Genomic DNA, 16876 nt, shown 5'->3' with positions numbered 1-16876 from the left:
CGAGCGCCCCTGATGGGAGAACGCGATGGACATCGATACCGAGGCGATCGACGAAATTGTGCTGGCGCTGCTTCACCTGAATCTGTGCGACCGGAATCGGGCCTGGAAAAGCTTCGACTGGCCCACGCTGAACCGGCTGCATGTCAAAGGCTTCATCCACGACCCGGTCAACCGCGCAAAGTCGGTGGGGCTCACCGACGAGGGGCTGCGCGAAGCCGAGCGGCTCTTCATGAAGTATTTCGTGCGCCAAGCTGACCCCTTGCCGGAAGGTCGACGACGCTGATCAGTGCCAGTACGTGTCGGTGAGTGAGTCGTGCAGCACTGCTTCGGCCATGCAGTTGCACAGGTCCGCCGTCGAATGGATTTCGCCGAGCAGATCCTCGATGGCGGCTTCCAATTCGGGCCCATGCGCGAACGGCATGACGATCTCGTAGCGGGTGCGCCGCGGGTTGAGGCAGCGCATCGCGTACTCGGACAGGCAGAAGTCCTCGATCCACCGGCGCGCTTTCGCCATGCCGCGCACGAACTTGCTGTTGCGTTCGATGACCAACTGCAGAGTGAGGCGCGTTTCAGCTTTGGGAGTAGCACCGACCGACACGCCGGGCGCCGGCGTCTTCGAGAAAGGCGCAGCCGCTGCCGGTAGAGACGGAGTAGGCGTCGACGTCGTTGCGAGCGCCGACTCGATGCGATGCTGCGCGAACGGGTCGGCCGCGTCGATGTAGCGCATCGCCGAGCGCACGTCCTTCCAGCCCACATACTCCATCAGCATCTTCAAATCCCAGCCGTTCGAGTTGGCCCAGGTCGCGAAGCCCCGCCGCAGCGAGTGGCTGCAGTAATTGTCGGGTGTGGGCACGCCGGCCGCCCGGAACAGCGCGCGCAGGAGCGGCACGAAACTGCCGGTGTGCAGACCCTCGTCGCCGAGATTGCCCCAGCGGTCGATGCCGCGAAAGGCCGGCCCGTCAGTCAGGCTGGACGCCGAAATCCACGCGGCGTAGGCGGCCACCGGGCACATCCGCGAGAGCGCCGGCGCCTTGAAAGTCGTGCCGAGCTGTGCGCGATCGCCCTTCGTGCGCGGCAGGAACAGTGTCATGCCGCGGCCGGGTTCGAGCGTGACATGCTCGACACACAGACGGCTCAGTTCGTCGGAGCGAAAGCCCCGCCAAAAGCCGAGCAGCACCAGCGCCCGATTGCGCAGATGCGTCAAGCGCAGGTGCGCATCGCCGGTTTCCTCGGCTTCGCTGATCTGTTCGTCGAGCCACGCCGCGAGGCGCTCGAGCTGGGAGAGTTGCAGAGGCTTGGCGCGCTTCTCGGTAGCCGGATGCAGCGTCGCGATGCCCTTGAGCACCTTGCGCACATGCGGCGTCTTGGTCGGGTCCGGAAAGCCTTGCGCTTGGTGCCATTGGGCGAGCGCCGCAAGCCGCGCGCGCAGCGTGTTGAGCGACAGCGACTCGGCATGGTCGGCCAGATACCGCGCGACGGCATCGGCGCTCGCCGGCAGAAAGCCACCCCACTCAAGCTCGAAATGCCGGATCGCCGACTGGTAGCTGCGCCGAGTGTTCTCGCGAGTCGCAGCAGCGACATAGCGCTCAATGTCAGACATGGCTCATGGATACTCGGCGACGGATATGAACGGCGATGATATCGGAGTCCGCGGAGCACGACATCCATGGTAAGCGATCATTGATCGACGCCCTGTTCCTGCGAGGCTAGACGGACGACGATTGTGTCCACTTGAACGAGGAGGTGGACGCAATGACAGAGCACAGCGACGATCTGAGGTCACGCCTGGTGACGGGCTTCGAACGCGACGGGCGGCGCCGGCGTTTTGATCCGCAGGCCAAGCTTGAATTGGTCCAGGCATGTATGCAACCGGGCGTATCGGTCGCGAGGATGGCGCTGGAGCACGCGGTGAACGCCAACCTGCTACGCAAGTGGATCAGGGACTACGAGCGCGAGCGCAATGGCGCTGCAGCAAACAAGGCGATCGAGATCCGAGCGCCGGCGTTCGTGCCCGTGGTTCAGATCGGGGAGATAGACGCTTCGGCCACTGACGTTCGCCGGCGATCGACTCGCATGGCGATTGCGCAATCGAGCGACGGCCTATCGCCGCCATCGCAGCTCATTGCGCAGTTGCCCAATGGCGTGACGCTCAAGCTCGACTGCAACGAGCACGACGTTGCGCTGATGACGACGCTGGCCGCGAGCGTGGTGCGAGTAGGCGAAGCCGTGCAGCCGGTGATCAACCTCATGCGTGATCGCCTGCTCGATAGCGACATTGTGTTCGCGGACGAGACGACAGTGCAGGTACTGAAGGAGCCTGGAAGAGCGCCGCAGACGAAGAGCTACATGTGGGTCCAGATGAACGGAAGCGGGCCACCGGTGAGACTGTTCGGCTACGCGCCGGGGCGCGGCAAACAACACGGCAGCGATCTGTGGGCCGGCATTCGCCGTGGCGCCGTGTTGATGACGGACGGCTACGAGCCGTATAACGCGATCGCCGATGCCAATGGCCTCGTGCACCTTGGATGTTGGGTGCATGCCAGGAGGTACTTCGTAGAAGCTGAGGACGTATTGCCTAAGAAGGCACGTGGCCCTCACCAACCGACAACGCAGTTCATCGGGTTGATTGGCAAACTGTACGCGGCGGAGTCGCACGCGGATCAAAAGCCTCATCGTCGGGCTCGCCTTCGCCGGCGCTACAGCCGCGCAGTGCTTGCGCAAATCAGGGCGCTGCTCGACGAGTATCTGGCGACGACGGCGCCCAGCGGATTGCTAGGCAAGGCCCTGAACTACCTCGCCGGACAATGGCCAAAGCTGAACCGCTACGTCGAAAACGAAACGTGGCCGATCGACAATAACCCCTGCGAGAACGCGATTCGCCCATTCGTGGTGGGACGCCGTGCGTGGCTGTTCGCCGATACGCTCGGTGGAGCGAAGGCGAGTGCCAACCTCTATTCGCTCGTCGAGACGTGCAAGGCCAACGGCGTCGACGCCTATCGCTATCTGACCGAGTTGTTCAAAGCGCTGCCTTATGCGCGCAGCGCCGACGATTACGAGGCGCTGTTGCCATCGAGGTTGAGCCAGCGCAGGGACCCCGCCTCTACCTAATTCGCGTTACCGCGCAAGGGCGTGGTCAATCGACCGCTTACGAGGTACATTGGGGCGAGTTGAACATGTCGCGTGTCCTGCAGATCCTGCACAACCCACGATATGCAGGCGCATTTGTGTACGGTCGGACACGGACGGCGCGCAAGGCCGATTTGACGAGCACACAACTGAAGGTTGCCCAGAGCGATTGGCAGGTCTTGATCCGCGATGCCCATGCGGGCTATATCGATTGGGAGGAGTTTGAACGCAATCAGCTCACCCTGAAGCAGAGCGCCACGGGGTTCGGCCAGATTGCGCGAGGCACCATGCCTCGAGAAGGGGTTGGGCTGCTACAGGGACGGGTGATCTGCGGGCTTTGCGGCAAGCGCATGCGCGTCCGGTATCAGGAGGTGGCCAGCGCACTTGAGCCGTACTACGTGTGCCATGACGCCGTCGTACATCGTGCGGGCAAGCCGTGTCAGTCAATACGCGGTCGCGCCGTCGACGTGGCAATCAGCTCACTGTTGCTCGAGACTGTTGCGCCCGCGGCTATCGAAGTGGCTCTCGCTGTCGAGGATGAGATCGCCGGGCGCGTCGAGCAAGCCAACGAAATGCGCATCAAGCAACTGGAGCGTGCCCGTTACGACGCTGAACTCGCCCGCCGGCGTTACATGAACGTCGACCCCGCAAACCGGATGGTCGCTGACGCGTTGGAAGCCGACTGGAACGCTCGCCTTCGGCAATTGGACACACTGCAGCAAGAACACGACCGCCAACGCAAGTCCGACCAGGGGTTGCTCGGCGACGAAGCGCGTACGCGCATTCGAGCTCTGTCCAAGGACTTCGCCGTCGTGTGGCGTGACGATCGCATCGAGCCTGTCGAACGCAAACGCATGCTCGGTCTACTCATCGAAGACATCACGCTCGTAAAGGCCGAGCAGGTCTCGATCCACGTGCGCTTACGTGGCGGTCAAGTGACCTCACTGAAGATCGACAAACCCAAGCCCATTGCGTTGATTCGCAAGACACTTCCGGAGGTCGTCGAGAAGGTCGACGAATTGCTCGAAACCTGTTCGGATCGGCAAGTCGCCGAACGCCTCAATGAGTTGGGCTACAAGAACTGGAAAGGCGAGTCGTTTACCCACAAGAAGGTCATCATCATTCGCAATGCTTATAAGCTTAAGAGCCGTTTTACGCGCCTGCGCGAGCGCGGCATGCTCACTGCCAACGAGTTGGCCGCACAACTCGGCGTTTGCCCGACCACAATCTACCAGTGGGGCAAAAGCGGATTCTTGCACCAACATCGTTACGGCAATCTGCACCGCTGTCTGTTCGAACCCGTTGGCGATGTCACCCTCGTCAAGGGGCAAGGTGGCCGCTACGGCTCCACCGCTCCGACGCTTATCGCTGTTCAATCAACCACACAAGGTGCAATATGAAGCCCGCGCTTTGTCCTGCGGCTTGCGCGGCCGCGCCGGCAACATGGCGGTCGCGTAGTGGTTCACGAAGTCCTGCGTGGTGTTGCCCAGAACCGGTTCGTACCGGTCAGCCTTGGCGATCAATGCCTTGGGGTTGTCGGGCACCAGCAGCTCGGGAACGCCGCCGTAGAATTCCAACGCGTCGATCAGGCTGCCGATCCAGTCGGGCATCGTCTCGGAACGCGTCGCACATGCATAGGTGTAGTTCGAGGCGCCGAGGACGGCCACGAACACGTGGGCCTTGAACGCGACGCCTCCGTCGCGGCCGAGGATTGGCACGGCTTGTCCGGCGAAGTCGGCGAACAGCTTCTCGCCAGCGCGGTGTTGCTGGCGCATCGAACGCTTCAGTGCTGCAGCCCAGTCCTTGTAGCGCTGGCAGAACTGCGTATAGCGGTAGGTGCGTTGATCGGGGTGAGCCTCGACGTACTCCTCCCAGAGCAACTGCAACGTCACGCCCTTGCGGCGCAGGTCGCGGTGCATCGCCGCGTAATCCGGCTCGACCCGCCGGGTCGGGGCCGCTGTTTCCTCCGGCAGGTCCAACCTGATCTCAAGCTCGTCGTCGGCCAGCGGTTCGACGGCAGCCCTGTCGAGGCCCGCCGCGCTGGCGCGTGCGGCGTATGCCGAGATGGCGCCGACGCTGATGCCGATCGCGCGGCTGATTTGGCGGTGCGACAGGCCGCACGCCCACTTCAGCCGCAATACTTCCTTCAGTTTGCGCTGCGCACGCTCATCCGATGTGCCGGCATCAACCTGTCCCCTAAAAAGAGATAAGGCTAACGCCCGTCGTTGATCACATGCGCAACACCACCGCCGAGCCGGAGCGGCCATCCCGTTTCGGTCGCGTGATCAGCTATTTCGGTTCGCTGATCACTCATTCCGGGAACGTGATCACCCGTTTCGGCAAGATGATCGCTCGTTTCGGAAACCGGTGATCAGCGATCACCTTCGACCGAAACGGCCGATCACCATCAATCGGAACCACTGATCACGTTCAACCGAAATCGCTGATCACGTTCGCCGGAATACGCAGCCTGCCGTTCCTGATGTTCGTTTTTTCACACGCCCCCTTTCAATTATATTTCGGCACAATTTTCAAACGCGCTCAGAATCGAATTTCCAATAATTTACTCATTAGAAATTGACTGAAAATTTGCTGCGGAGGTCAAAAAAATTAACCTTAACCAACAATCGCCAAAAATTCAGAGTATATTTTTTCGTGCCGACAAGCCTGATTTGATTAATTTAAATTACAATTCTCTTACCGAAGCGCTGACGGGAATGCAGTCACCGCTGCCAGGTGTCGCAATGATGTGGCGATGTTCATTATCTAAAATTAACTTTCTCGAGGTGAATATGCCGATTTATCTGCAAAATGAAATGACCAGCGACTTCTGGCCGACGCCGGTTACGGATCACGGGTCGGGTGCGACTCGCGGCATTTCATTCTGGAAGGCTCGTATCGAGAACGTTAGTTGGAGTATGCTGGGCATGACCGCGGAGCCAAACTACAATAATGCGCCGTCGGTAAGTCAGAATATTTATAGATCCGTGGGTGATGGTTTTGATGGTTTGACGTATGCCCGGGGTTTTACGCAGGTCTGGATCAGTGACAATTCCAAGCACTCGAGCAAGCTGGGGATCTATATGCCGAAGGCGCCTGACGGATACATTGCACTGGGCTGCGTCGCGGTCTCCGATTACCGATACCCCCCGGTGACACCCTATTCCTTGTTGGCATGCGTCCGCCAGGATCTGTGCGAACAGGTCACGCTTTCCAGCGAGACCAATCTGATCTGGACCGATGAGAATTCCGGTTCGTCGCAAAACGTCTCCGTCTGGATGCTGCCGACCGCCCAAACTTGCGTAGCAACGGTACAGCAAAGCGGCTACCCCAGCTCGGTGGTCGTGTGGGACGTCAAGAAACCGGCAACAGCCGCGTAAATCTGAAGCTGGGGCACCCATGACACTGATTCCATCCGCGGTCGGTCTGCGGCAAGGGAAGTTCGAGGTCGACGTCAATGGGCAGGCAACCTATCACCTGCCCATTGACGTTCCTCCCGGCATCGCGGGGGTGCACCCGCGCATCGGTCTAGCCTACGGCCACCAGCAAGGCAACAGCGTGCTCGGGGTCGGCTGGAGCCTGACAGGACTGTCGGCGATAACGCGCACGAAAGCGACGCACGATGTCGATGGCTTCAACGGTTGCGTCGACTACGGCCCCAACGACCGGTACATGCTTGACGGACAGCGCTTGATCGCCGTATTCGGCGCATACGGCCACGCCGGCACGGTGTACTACGCAGAGATCCACGACTGGTCCAAGGTCGTGGCCGGGGCCGCGCCGCAGGACGGCTTTATCGTTTACCTGAAGGACGGGACGAAACGCGAGTACGGCACGACGCCGGACAGTCTCATCCTCGCGGGAGATACCCGGCATGTCCGCGTCTGGGCGCTCGCCGCTACAGAGGATCTGCACGGCAACCGGGTCGAGTACCGCTACACGAACACGCCTGTGCCCGGGAGCCGGAATACCGGCGCGTTTTATCTCTCCCGCATCACCTATACCGTTCGCGCCGATTTGGCGGCAAACCGCTATGTCGATTTCATCTACTGCTCACAGGTGCGGCCGGATGTCATGTGCACGTATTTGGGCGGACATGCAGTCACCACGTCATATCTGCTGGAGACGATCAGCGTGTCTCTCGCTGGCGGCGTCCCGGTGCGCAAGTACGCGCTGAAGTACCGGACCAGTAGCGCGACCCGGTTGAGCTGCCTGGAATCCGTCACGGTCGTAGGTGCCGACGGCGCCGAGCTGCGGTTGATTCGCGCGGGTTGGCAGGACGTACCCCGGCCGGGCTTCGATACCACGCAACCGGCCAGCCAGTTGTTGAACCGCGTGAGTGTGCTGCAGACCATTCCCATGGACGTCAACGGCGACGGGATCACCGATATGGTGCAGATCTACGCCGATCGTGGGGTTCTACATGCCGCTGTCTTTCTGGCGCGCATCGAGCGGGGCCGCGTGACTTATGTTCGGGGCCGGGACTGCGCGTTGAGCGCTTATGGTCCGAGCGCGAACTACCAGATCCTGCCGGGCGACGTCAACGGCAACGGCCTGACCGATCTCGTAGTCGCCTACTCCGACCGCGGGCGCTTGGCATTCGATGTATTCCTGTCCACGGGGGACGGCTTTGCCGGGCCAAGGACCACGCAGACGAACGCGCCGTGGGGGCAGAACCGGGTTGACATCTATGCGCTCGATGCCGATGCAGACGGGCGCACGGACTTCGTTGTGGCCTATGGCGATCCACATAACCGGCTTGCCTTCGACACTTACCTGTCGCAATTCTCGGGCGACAACGGCAGTTTGCGCGCACCGGCGCTGACCGTCGTCACGGAATTTCCGGCGCCTGCATCGCGGGATTCGCTGTGGGCGCTCGACGTCAACGGTGACGGCATGGTCGACATGGTTCTGCTGTGGAAAGACCCGCACGGCCTCGTCAACACCACGTCGTTCGTTACGCAAAGCGGCGCGGGCGGCGTCGCGTTCTTTTCTCGTGTCGTGTCGTCGTGCCTCAACGTGCCGACGGTCAACCAGGTTCTCGTCCTGCCCGCGGATGCCAATGGCGACGGCCTCGTCGACATTGTCCAGGTCAGCCAGTCTTCATCGATGCCGCTCACGATTCAGTCGTTTCTGTCGGACGCGGCGGGCGGATTTGTGGCCGGGCCCTCATCGACTTTCCCCGGACAGGCCGTCTCGGCCTCTCATCTCTTCCCGATGGGCTTCAACGGCGGATCGCAAACCTGCCTGCTGAACTGTTGGCGCGATACCCATGGAATCCTGAATGCAACGGTGTACGGCTCCGTGCCCGATGGCAGCTTCCGCCAGCTCGCAGATCTGGATACGAGGCACGGCGTCGCTGCGCTCAATTACCTGATCGGCGACGCCAATGGCGACGGCAAAGCGGATCTGCTCTACACCTACGCAGATTCCGCAAACAACGTGCAGGTACAGCCGTTTCTTGCCGCCGGTCCGATGCCGGATCTGCTCAACCAGATCACCAACGGACTGGGTGGCAGCGTTTCGATCCGCTATGCGACGCTGAGCGATCCCGATACCTATTACTCGGATACACGGCCTTCCTACCCTCATGCCAGTGCGCGGCGCTATTCCGCCCGCCTGTCGCCCGCACAGTTCCCGGTGCAGGAGGTAATTGGGCAGGCGATCAATGTCGTATCGGACTACACCCTGACGAACGACTCTCAGGCGAACCGGTACTCCTATATACGCAGTTTCCGCATGCGATACGGCAATGCCCGAATCGATCTCGGCGGACACGGCTGGGAAGGTTTTGGCGAGGTGACGAGCACGGATCTGCAAACCGGTTTGCGACGCGTGCAGCGCTATCTTCAGGATTTTCCGTATCTGGGTCATCTGGCCGGCGAGCGCATGGAAGCCGATCCGACGATCAGCAAGGATCCGCGGGTGACGGCGGCCGGCAAGATCGTGGTGCTCAGTTGCTCGGTCAACACGTATCAGGCGCCGCAGCCCGTGTCGACCGCGGCCGCATATGAGGTGCGGAGGACCGGCACGCTGGCCTGGCACTACGATTACGGCGTGCCGGATTACACAGTGGCCAGCAGTACGGGTTATGACGACTACGGCAACCCGAGCACATCCGTCTGGTATGGCTACGTCGCCTGGCAAGACCCATCCAGCATCCAACCGACGGCGTCCTTTCCATCCGTCGAACCACTGGCCGCGAACGAAGTCGTTTATACGCACCGCCTGTTCCAGAACGACGCGGCGGGTCCGCGGGAATCCTGGGCATTGGGCTATCCGCTGTACGAGAAGCGGTCCGCCAACGCACGCGACGACCGGATCTCGGCGTTTCGGCCCGGCGACTATCAGCTCACGGTCCATACTTACGCGCCACGCACCCGCGATGTGCTGACGCGGAGTCGCTGGGACGATACCAACGAGGTGTTCCTGACCACGCGGCTGAGCTATGACGCGCGCGGCAACCGGATCGCCGAGACGCGGCCAGGCGGCGCCACCTCGACCATCGCGTTCGAGACCGTCTATCACACCTACCCAGCCACCGTGACTATGCCGGCGAACGCGCAAGGCGTCTCGCTCGCCGTTCACTATGGCTATGACCCGCGATTCGGCGTCAGGGTAGCGGAGCAGGACGCGAATGGCTTCATACATATCGTCGGACTGGACGGCTTCGGGCGTCAGGCATGTCGGCAAGGGCCGGTGCCGGAAGGGTGCGCACAGGAGGATGCGAATCGCGTGACGAGCCGGGTTACCGGCACGCCGGCCTTTGGTCGAGCGCGCGTGCTGACCCTGGAACGATTGGACTATCTGAGTGATGGCACAGGGGGCCTGTATGCGGAGCGCAGCGTCTTGCAATCGTTCCCGGACAGCGCGGCGCGGGAGACGAGCTGGGCGCGCCACTATGTGGACGGTCTCGCCCGGACGACCCTCGCCGCGACACAAAGCGGCAGGACACAGGGAAACGTCGCAGTCCTGACGACATATGCAGCGTGCGGCAAGCCGGCCACGCGCAGCGTGCCGTTCTTCGCGCCGAATTTGTCCGCCCTGAGCGCCCCGCGGGAGACAACCTGGGAGTACGACGTCCAAGGCCGGCCGACCCGGCAGGTCGCGCCCGCTGGCAAGGACGGCGAGCGTTCCGTCGTGCTGACCTGGGAATACCATGCCGGTCAGCGGGAGACGGTCACGGAGGCCGTCGGCGCGCCAGAGGCGTATACGCGGCAAACGACGTCGCATTTCTTCGATGGCCACCTGCGGGCGAGCGCGGTCTCGGGCCCGCAGGGCCGTGAGGAAACCCGCTTTGCTTACGATGCGCTCGGCCGAATGCTGCGGTCCACGGACCCTGCTGGCGTGGTCAACACCATCGCGTATGACTCGCTGGGCCGCAAGACGCTCTATGACAACCCCGACCAGAACACGACGGGCCAAGGCTATGCGTTACGTTACCGGCACGACGCCGGCACGGGTCTGCTGGTGTCCATTACCGATGCGGCCGGCGGTATTGACCGCTACGATCACGATGCGCTGGGGCGGGTGATCCGCCGTCGCATGGCCGACGGGAGGGAGTTCAGGCAGGTCTACGACGCCGGCGCCAACGGCAACGGGGAGCTGAGCGTGGTGACCATCGTCGCCGCCGACGAAACCACGGAGCTGTCGCGCCGTTTCGCCTACGACTGCTATGGCCGCAACTGCGAGGAAACCTCGGCGATCGCCGGCGCGCGCGCGCCTTTCGTTACGACGACGGTGTTCGATCCGGTCGGCCGGGTGGCATCGCGGCGCTATCCGGACGATACCCGGCTGGACCGTCAGTATAGCCACGGCGTGATGACGCGGCAGGATCTCGACGGCGTGTCCATCGTCTATCCGCTGGAGCGTGCCACGCCCATGGGGAATCCAGGGCGGGTGGATCTCGGCGACCGGATCCGCGCCGAGTACAATTACAACCCGCTGGATCTGCGCTATGGCGAAACGCTTACTGGCCGGGACGACATGGCGCGGCTGGATTTTTCCCTAGACTACGATCTGCTCGGACAGCTGACTCTCGAGGTGGAACACGTCGCGCGCCGCGCGGAGTCGTTCGCCTATCTCGACAAGCGGCTGGTGTCGGCCGCAGTACCCGGTTTCCCGGACGGCAATGGCAGTTACGCCTACGGGCCCGGCGGCGATCTGCTGGTCAAGGATGGCAATCGCTACACCGACTATAACGGGCATTTTCCCCGCACGATCCTCAAGGGCCGAGACGTGATATACCGTGCCTCACAGGACGCGTGCGGGCGAACGGCGAGTCGAGAATCGAACGGTGAGACGCTTCAATTCGGCTACGACGGATTGGGCCGACTGGCCAATGTGGCACGAGCCGAGGCGGTGCTGATGCGCAGCTGGTCGGATGAGCACGGGCAACGCGTAAAGGAAGCGCGCGCGGATGGCCACACGATTTACTACGTGGGTCCCGCCTACCAGGAGCAGGTGGGCGCCGACGGAAGCATCCGAGTCGTGAAATGGCTGACCGACCGGCTCGGGCAAGCCGCCTCGATCGAGACAACCGGATCGACGGTACAGCGCCGGTATTTCCGCCGCGACCGCAAAGGCAATATCACTCATGTCCTGGGTGAAGACGGGGGCATGCTCGAAGTTATCGCCTACGATGGCTACGGCCTGCCCCGGGCAACCGCCGGCTCGACGCCTGAGCTGGCGCGATACGAAGGCAAGCCCTGGGACCAGGAGCTCGGTCTATACGACTTTGGCGCGCGTTGCTACGCCCCCGTGATCGGTCGGTTCCTCACCCCGGATTCGCGGCTCGGCTCTGGCAGTCTGGAACGCGCCGATGCGTGGAATCGCTTTGCCTTCGAACTCAATGCTCCGCTCAATCACATCGATCCGACCGGGCATTTCAGCTGGAGCCTGTTCGGTGCGTATCTGGGCATGGGTGCGTTGACGGCGTTGGGCGCGGCTGGCTCGTTCGTGACGGACGGGCTGTCCGACGCGGTCGCTGCCGACCTCGATGTGGGCATCGCCGGCGACGCCGATCTCGCAGGCCAGCAGTCCGCCGCCGCAGCCACACGCCAAAGCGCCAGGAGCGTAGCCGCCCGCATGGCGATCAAGGCCAGCGGAGGTGCGCTGAGCGGCGCGGCGACCGGGGCGGGTAGCTCCGGCATAGGCTACTTGGGCACGCACAGCCGTTCGTGGAATTGGTCGGGCTTATCCCATGCGATGACGCAAGGCGCGGCCTCCGGCTCCGTCGCGGGATGGATTGCCGGTTTCTTGTCCCCCATTGCGCCCGCGCTGACCGACAAGTGGGCCATCAAGGTCATCGCAGGAGCGACGGTGAACGCCGGGGCAAATGTTGCCGGAATGGCGATTGCAGCTTTCGGGATCGATAATCAAAAGCTCAGCGGCACCCAGTTATATGAAGCAGCCCTCGAAGGAGCGATCTATGGAATGCTGTTTTCCAGCGTTGACCACCTTTGTGCCGCAGGGGCGCGCGCACCGCTCGCCGGCTCCGGCCAATCTATCGCGGCCGAGCTAGGGGCGCAGTTGAACGATGTGATTCGGACGCTCACGGAGAACAAGACCCTGGTGATCGGAGGCGCCGCGGGCGCGTTCACCTTGCTCGCCGCCGCCGTGGTGACACTGCAGACAGGCGTGCCTTGGCGGCCCTACTGAGTGGCTCCTTAGCTGGGTCTGTCCGGGGCGAAAGCAATGGTGTCAGTCGTAGAAGAGAGTGTGCAAAACCTGGGGAGGTGCCCAAGGTTCCAACCGAGCACGGGGTAATCGTCCTTTTCGTGCAAAATCTGGCGGTTTAGTTTGAAATCACGCTACAAATCAATGACTTAACGACTGAGCGATTTCGCGGGGCCGCGTCCTTTTCGTACGAAATCTGGCGGTTTCAGCCGGCCGCGCTGGCGAGACCCAGCCGCGCCCGGTAGTCGGCAAGCAATTGCTGCTGAGCCTCGAGCTGGGCAGCCAGTGTCGCCCGCTCGGCCGTCGCTGACGCGAACGCCGCGCGCGCTTGCGCCAGGTCCTCGGCCTGCGAGCGGCTGAGCGCTTGCAGCGCCTCGCGCTCGGCCTCCAGACGGGCCTGCTCGGCGAGCGTCCGGTTCACCGCCGCCTGCAGGCGCTCGCCGGCCGCTTGCTGCTCGCGCAGGCCTTTGGCGGCGGCGCCGGCTTCGGCCACGAGCCGCGCGTTGTCCTTGTTCAGTTGCGTGATCTCGTTCTGCTTGACGATCGCCGCCTGGTTCGCCTGGCGCAACTCGGCTTGCAGCTGCTGGACCTGCTGCTCGTGCCGGCGCGCCTCCTGCTCGCGCTGTTCGCGGCTGGCCGTGCGGAAATGCTCGAGCGCCTCGTGGGCGTGCGCAAGTTTCTGCTCGAGCGAGCGCCGAAAGCCCTCGTGCTCGGTCAGGCGCTCGGCGAGATCGCGCACCTGCTGCCCGAGCCGCTCGACGTCGAGCGTGCGCTGCTGCAAACCGCCCCGCGTCTCGGCGTGCGCGACCTGCTCGCGCTCGAGGCCGGCGCGCGCGTCGGTGAGCTGCGCGCGCAGCGTGGCCAGTTCCTCGGTGAGCGTCGCGCGCTCGGCCTGCGCCTGCTGGCGTTCGGCGGCCGCGGTCGCCGTCTGCTGGTCGAGCACGGCCTGCGCTTCCTCATGCAAGCGCGCGGCGAGCCGCGCGACGAGTTCCTGAATGGCCTCGGACAGCGGCGCGGCGCGCGTCAGCGACGCGCCTTCGGCTTCCTCGAGCTCCTTCAGGTACCGGTGGATCGTCGTTTTTGAGCCCGTGTTGCCGAGCGCGATACGTATCGCGTCGATCGACGGATGCTGCCCTTGGGCGATGAGTGCCTCGCGGGCGCGCTTGACGTCCAGGCGGGTGAGGCCGGCGCGGGCCATAGCGTGCTCCTCGAATTTCATACTGTAATACGTAGCATGTATATACGTACCGAGGCTGCGCGTCAAGGTGGCCTGTTGGCGCGGTGTTCTCACATTGGATAATGGCCGATTATCGAGTGTGATCGTCCGAAAACTGCGCCGAACAGCCGGAAACGGTACGGAAAGCGGATTGGCTGCCCGATTTCAGGCGAGCTCAAGCTGGCGTTGTTACGGGCGTGCGCATCTGGTAGCCCATCGCGCGGTAGCCGCGCTGGCCGTTTCTCCCACATGTGCAGCAGCACCGGATGGCCGCCATCCACGTAATCGAGGACCCGCACGCCGGTCTTGCTCGCATGCTCGCGGTGCAGCCGGCCGGCGCACTGCTGCGCCGTGCCTTTCCAGGCGACCGGCATGGCCAGTTACCAGCGTGTCCAGCGCCGGGTGGTCGAAGCCTTCCCCGACCAGGCGGCCGGTTGCGAGCACGACGGGGGGCGTGTCCCCGTGCAGCGCGTCAAGGGCTGCCAACTGGGTGGCGCGCGCCTTTCTGCCGAGCCGTCCGTGCAGCATAAACAGCGACTGCACCGTGTCTTGCAGCATCTGCTGCAGGCTTTCGAGATAGTCCGTCCGCTCGGTGAGTACCAGCACCCCTGCCCGTACCAGAGGCGTGTGAACGGAAGCAACTCGCTCACGAATCGCGCATGACGGATTTTGACCTGCAAAAACTGACAGTTGCGCGGAGGCTACTTTATGGCATTTTCACGGTGACTGCCGTTTGCAGTGGGTTTCCTAGAGAACGACAATTACCTTGGCCGGTGGTGAGGAGTCGAAGGCGGCGTAGTGGCTATTCGGGGTAATCGTCCGAATCGTGCAAAAAATGGCGCTTTGATCCTGAAAACCCGTACCTATCAAGGGCTTGTGCATTCCCTATTTGAGCAAAGGTCACGGAGCTGCGAAGCCTTGCTGCAAGCACCTCCGCATGTGACGACCGCCAGATTTCGCACGATTCGGACGATTACCCCAAGCAGCTCTTGCAGGAAACCGCCTATCAGCGCGAGGCCCTCAAGAAGGACCACGCGCAGCTCGCCTCGCAACTCAAGTTCGCCGAGCGGCGCATCGCCGCGCTCGACGGCGAACGCGAGCAGCGCGAAGCCGAGCTCACGCGCGAGCGCGCCGCGCGTCAGCAGGCCGTCGGCGAGGCGCTGGCACTGAAGGCCGTGCACGCGAGCCAGCACGCGCAGCTCGAGGAGCTCATGCGGCTTGTTGCGACCGGTTCGGCCGGCACCCCGCGGCGCGCGCCGGCCTCACCCGCTGCTGCGGCCGGCCTCGCGACGGCCAAGCGCACGCGCGCACCATCGAAGCCCGCCGCCAAGCGCGCGAAAACCTCATGAGCGGCGTGCTGAATCCGGCCGACTGGATCGACGCCGGCGTGGCCCCGCCGCGGCGACTCCCGGACAGTATCGAGGCCGCGCTCGAATATGTCGCCGACGCGCTCGGCCACGTCGTCTACACGCGCTGGACGCTTGCGGCGATCAAGGGCCGCTACGCGTCGCTCGCCGAGGCCAAGGCCGCGCGCCCGACCATCCTGCGCCTGCTGCTCGATCAGCCGGCGGCCGTCGAATACTGGGATCGGGGCCGGGCGCGCACCGTCGCCGTCGACGCGGCGCCGGCGCCCGAAACGGTGCTCGCGCGCGTGCTGCACACGCACCGGCGGCGCTTCAAGCGCGCAGCCGACGCGGCGTTGCCGGCGCCGCCCGGTGAGCCGAAAGACGCGGCCGCGGCGCTCGTCGCCGTGCCGCACGCGCTGCTGGCCTGGCTCGCGCGCGCCGGGCGTTTTGCCGCCGTCGCGAGCGCGACGAACACGCTCGGCGTCGGCGACGACGCGCAGGCCGTCGCACTCTTTCTGCGCGATCGCGCGAGCCGCTCGCCGCACACGCTGCGCGCCTATCGGACCGAGCTGCGGCGGCTTATCGCTTGGTGCGAGGCGCAGGGGCTCGGACCGCTCTCGGATCTCACACGCCACGACTTGCTGGCGTACCGCCAGGCGCGGCGCGCGCCGCGCCCCATGGCCGTGGACACGCCGAGCGCCGCGCCGCGCAAGCCCTCGGACGCCACGCCAACACGGGCGCTCGCGGTCGTGGCGAGCCTCTTTCGCTATTGGACCGAGACCGGGTATCTGAGCGCGAATTCGGCCGCGGGCCTCGTGCGCGGCAACCGCTCGCGCGCGAGCTTCGCGCCGCAGCGAATGTTGCCGCCGGCGCTCCTCGCCGCGTGCGACGCGTGGGTGGCCGACGCCGTGGCCGGTGACGACGCCCTGGTGACGGCGCGGCGCCGGGCGATCTGGACGCTCTACCGCTACGCGGGCGTGCGTCTGGTCGAGCTCGTGTGGTCCGATGACGCGCAACTGCCGCGGCTCGAGGTCGACGAGCACGGATGCTGGACGCTCTCCGTGCTCGGCAAGGGGCGCAAGCCGCGCGCGATCCCGTTGCCGGCCCTGTGTGTGCCGGTGCTGCAAGCGTACCGGCAGTTGCGGGGGCTGCCGCCGCAGCCGAGCCCGTACGAGCATGCGGCGCTGATTCACGGCCTGAAGGGCGGCTCGCTGCAAGGCTCGGGCCTCTACGAGGAGGTCAAGGCGATCTTCGTCGCGGCGGCCGCGCGGCTCGAACCCGTCGACCCGGCCGGCGCCGCAGCATTGCGCCGCGCCTTACCGCACTGGCTGCGCCATGCCTACGCGAGGACGCTCGTCGTCGACCATCAGGTGCCGTTGCCGGCCGCGCAGGCGTTGCTCGGGCACGCGTCGGTGCAGACCACGGCCGCGTACGCGAAAACGGACCTCTCGCAGTTGCGCGCGCTGGTCGACGAGGCCTTTGCGCAAACCAAGCAGACATGATAAATTAG

Annotated in this window: 11 protein-coding genes and 3 pseudogenes; 10 read left to right on the top strand and 4 right to left on the bottom strand. The window is 64.0% G+C overall.

Features of this window, described 5'->3' with window-relative positions; all coding sequences use genetic code 11:
• The first annotated feature begins 25 nt into the window (after positions 1-25).
• Complete coding sequence (locus WS70_RS24705; protein ID WP_059597220.1) at positions 26-283, top strand: DUF6429 family protein; 258 nt, start codon at positions 26-28, stop codon at positions 281-283.
• On the opposite strand, the gene WS70_RS24700 is transcribed toward WS70_RS24705, so the two are convergent.
• Entirely contained in the window at positions 284-1600 is a 1317-nt protein-coding gene (locus WS70_RS24700) for a site-specific integrase (RefSeq protein ID WP_082722248.1), read from the bottom strand.
• Positions 1601-1752: 152 nt separating this feature from the next.
• On the opposite strand from WS70_RS24700, the pseudogene tnpA reads away from it, so the two are divergent.
• The 3 genes and pseudogenes from tnpA to WS70_RS24690 all read left to right on the top strand — a co-directional run.
• Positions 1753-2184, top strand: a pseudogene (gene tnpA / locus WS70_RS33990) (IS66-like element accessory protein TnpA); the annotation flags it as partial.
• Between the two features lie 6 nt (positions 2185-2190).
• A pseudogene (gene tnpC / locus WS70_RS24695) lies at positions 2191-3108 on the top strand (IS66 family transposase); the annotation flags it as partial.
• A 59-nt stretch (positions 3109-3167) separates the two neighbouring features.
• On the top strand, positions 3168-4526 hold the full coding sequence (locus WS70_RS24690) for a recombinase family protein (protein ID WP_257791908.1): 1359 nt from the start codon (positions 3168-3170) through the stop codon (positions 4524-4526).
• A 3-nt stretch (positions 4527-4529) separates the two neighbouring features.
• Here WS70_RS24690 and istA read toward each other — a convergent pair.
• Positions 4530-5311: pseudogene (istA, locus tag WS70_RS24685) on the bottom strand (IS21 family transposase); the annotation flags it as partial.
• A 48-nt stretch (positions 5312-5359) separates the two neighbouring features.
• On the opposite strand from istA, the gene WS70_RS32510 reads away from it, so the two are divergent.
• The 3 genes from WS70_RS32510 to WS70_RS24675 all read left to right on the top strand — a co-directional run bounded on the left by WS70_RS32510 (position 5360) and on the right by WS70_RS24675 (position 12786).
• The gene (locus WS70_RS32510) at positions 5360-5497 is read left to right on the top strand and encodes a hypothetical protein (RefSeq protein WP_203236026.1); all 138 of its coding nucleotides are present in this window, start codon (positions 5360-5362) and stop codon (positions 5495-5497) included.
• A 421-nt stretch (positions 5498-5918) separates the two neighbouring features.
• Entirely contained in the window at positions 5919-6506 is a 588-nt protein-coding gene (locus tag WS70_RS24680; protein ID WP_159082958.1) for a Vps62-related protein, read from the top strand.
• A 19-nt stretch (positions 6507-6525) separates the two neighbouring features.
• Positions 6526-12786 (top strand): FG-GAP-like repeat-containing protein, encoded by a 6261-nt coding sequence (locus tag WS70_RS24675; RefSeq protein ID WP_059597218.1) that lies wholly within the window; start codon positions 6526-6528, stop codon positions 12784-12786.
• A 223-nt stretch (positions 12787-13009) separates the two neighbouring features.
• Here the strand turns inward: WS70_RS24675 and WS70_RS24670 are convergent, their stop codons facing one another.
• Both WS70_RS24670 and WS70_RS33710 read right to left on the bottom strand, forming a co-directional pair.
• Positions 13010-14023, bottom strand: coding sequence for a DNA-binding protein (locus WS70_RS24670; RefSeq protein ID WP_226382963.1), 1014 nt, complete (start codon positions 14021-14023; stop codon positions 13010-13012).
• A 68-nt stretch (positions 14024-14091) separates the two neighbouring features.
• Entirely contained in the window at positions 14092-14394 is a 303-nt protein-coding gene (locus tag WS70_RS33710; protein ID WP_335641170.1) for a hypothetical protein, read from the bottom strand.
• On the opposite strand from WS70_RS33710, the gene WS70_RS33705 reads away from it, so the two are divergent.
• The 3 genes from WS70_RS33705 to WS70_RS24655 all read left to right on the top strand — a co-directional run bounded on the left by WS70_RS33705 (position 14393) and on the right by WS70_RS24655 (position 16868).
• Positions 14393-14683: a hypothetical protein gene (locus tag WS70_RS33705; protein ID WP_059597216.1), complete on the top strand. Its 291-nt coding sequence runs from the start codon at positions 14393-14395 to the stop codon at positions 14681-14683. The genes WS70_RS33710 and WS70_RS33705 overlap by 2 nt on opposite strands.
• A 326-nt stretch (positions 14684-15009) precedes the next feature.
• Entirely contained in the window at positions 15010-15369 is a 360-nt protein-coding gene (locus WS70_RS33200) for a hypothetical protein (protein ID WP_059597215.1), read from the top strand.
• Positions 15366-16868 carry a tyrosine-type recombinase/integrase gene (locus tag WS70_RS24655; protein WP_226382962.1) on the top strand — a complete coding sequence of 501 codons (1503 nt, stop codon included), beginning with the start codon at positions 15366-15368 and terminating at the stop codon, positions 16866-16868. The genes WS70_RS33200 and WS70_RS24655 overlap by 4 nt, the downstream gene beginning before the upstream one ends.
• Positions 16869-16876: the final 8 nt, after the last annotated feature.

Source organism: Burkholderia mayonis (genome assembly GCF_001523745.2).
GTDB classification, from domain to species: domain Bacteria; phylum Pseudomonadota; class Gammaproteobacteria; order Burkholderiales; family Burkholderiaceae; genus Burkholderia; species Burkholderia mayonis.
The sequence above is the reverse complement of the archived record's forward strand: the minus strand, read 5'-3'. Positions and strand labels throughout refer to the sequence as shown.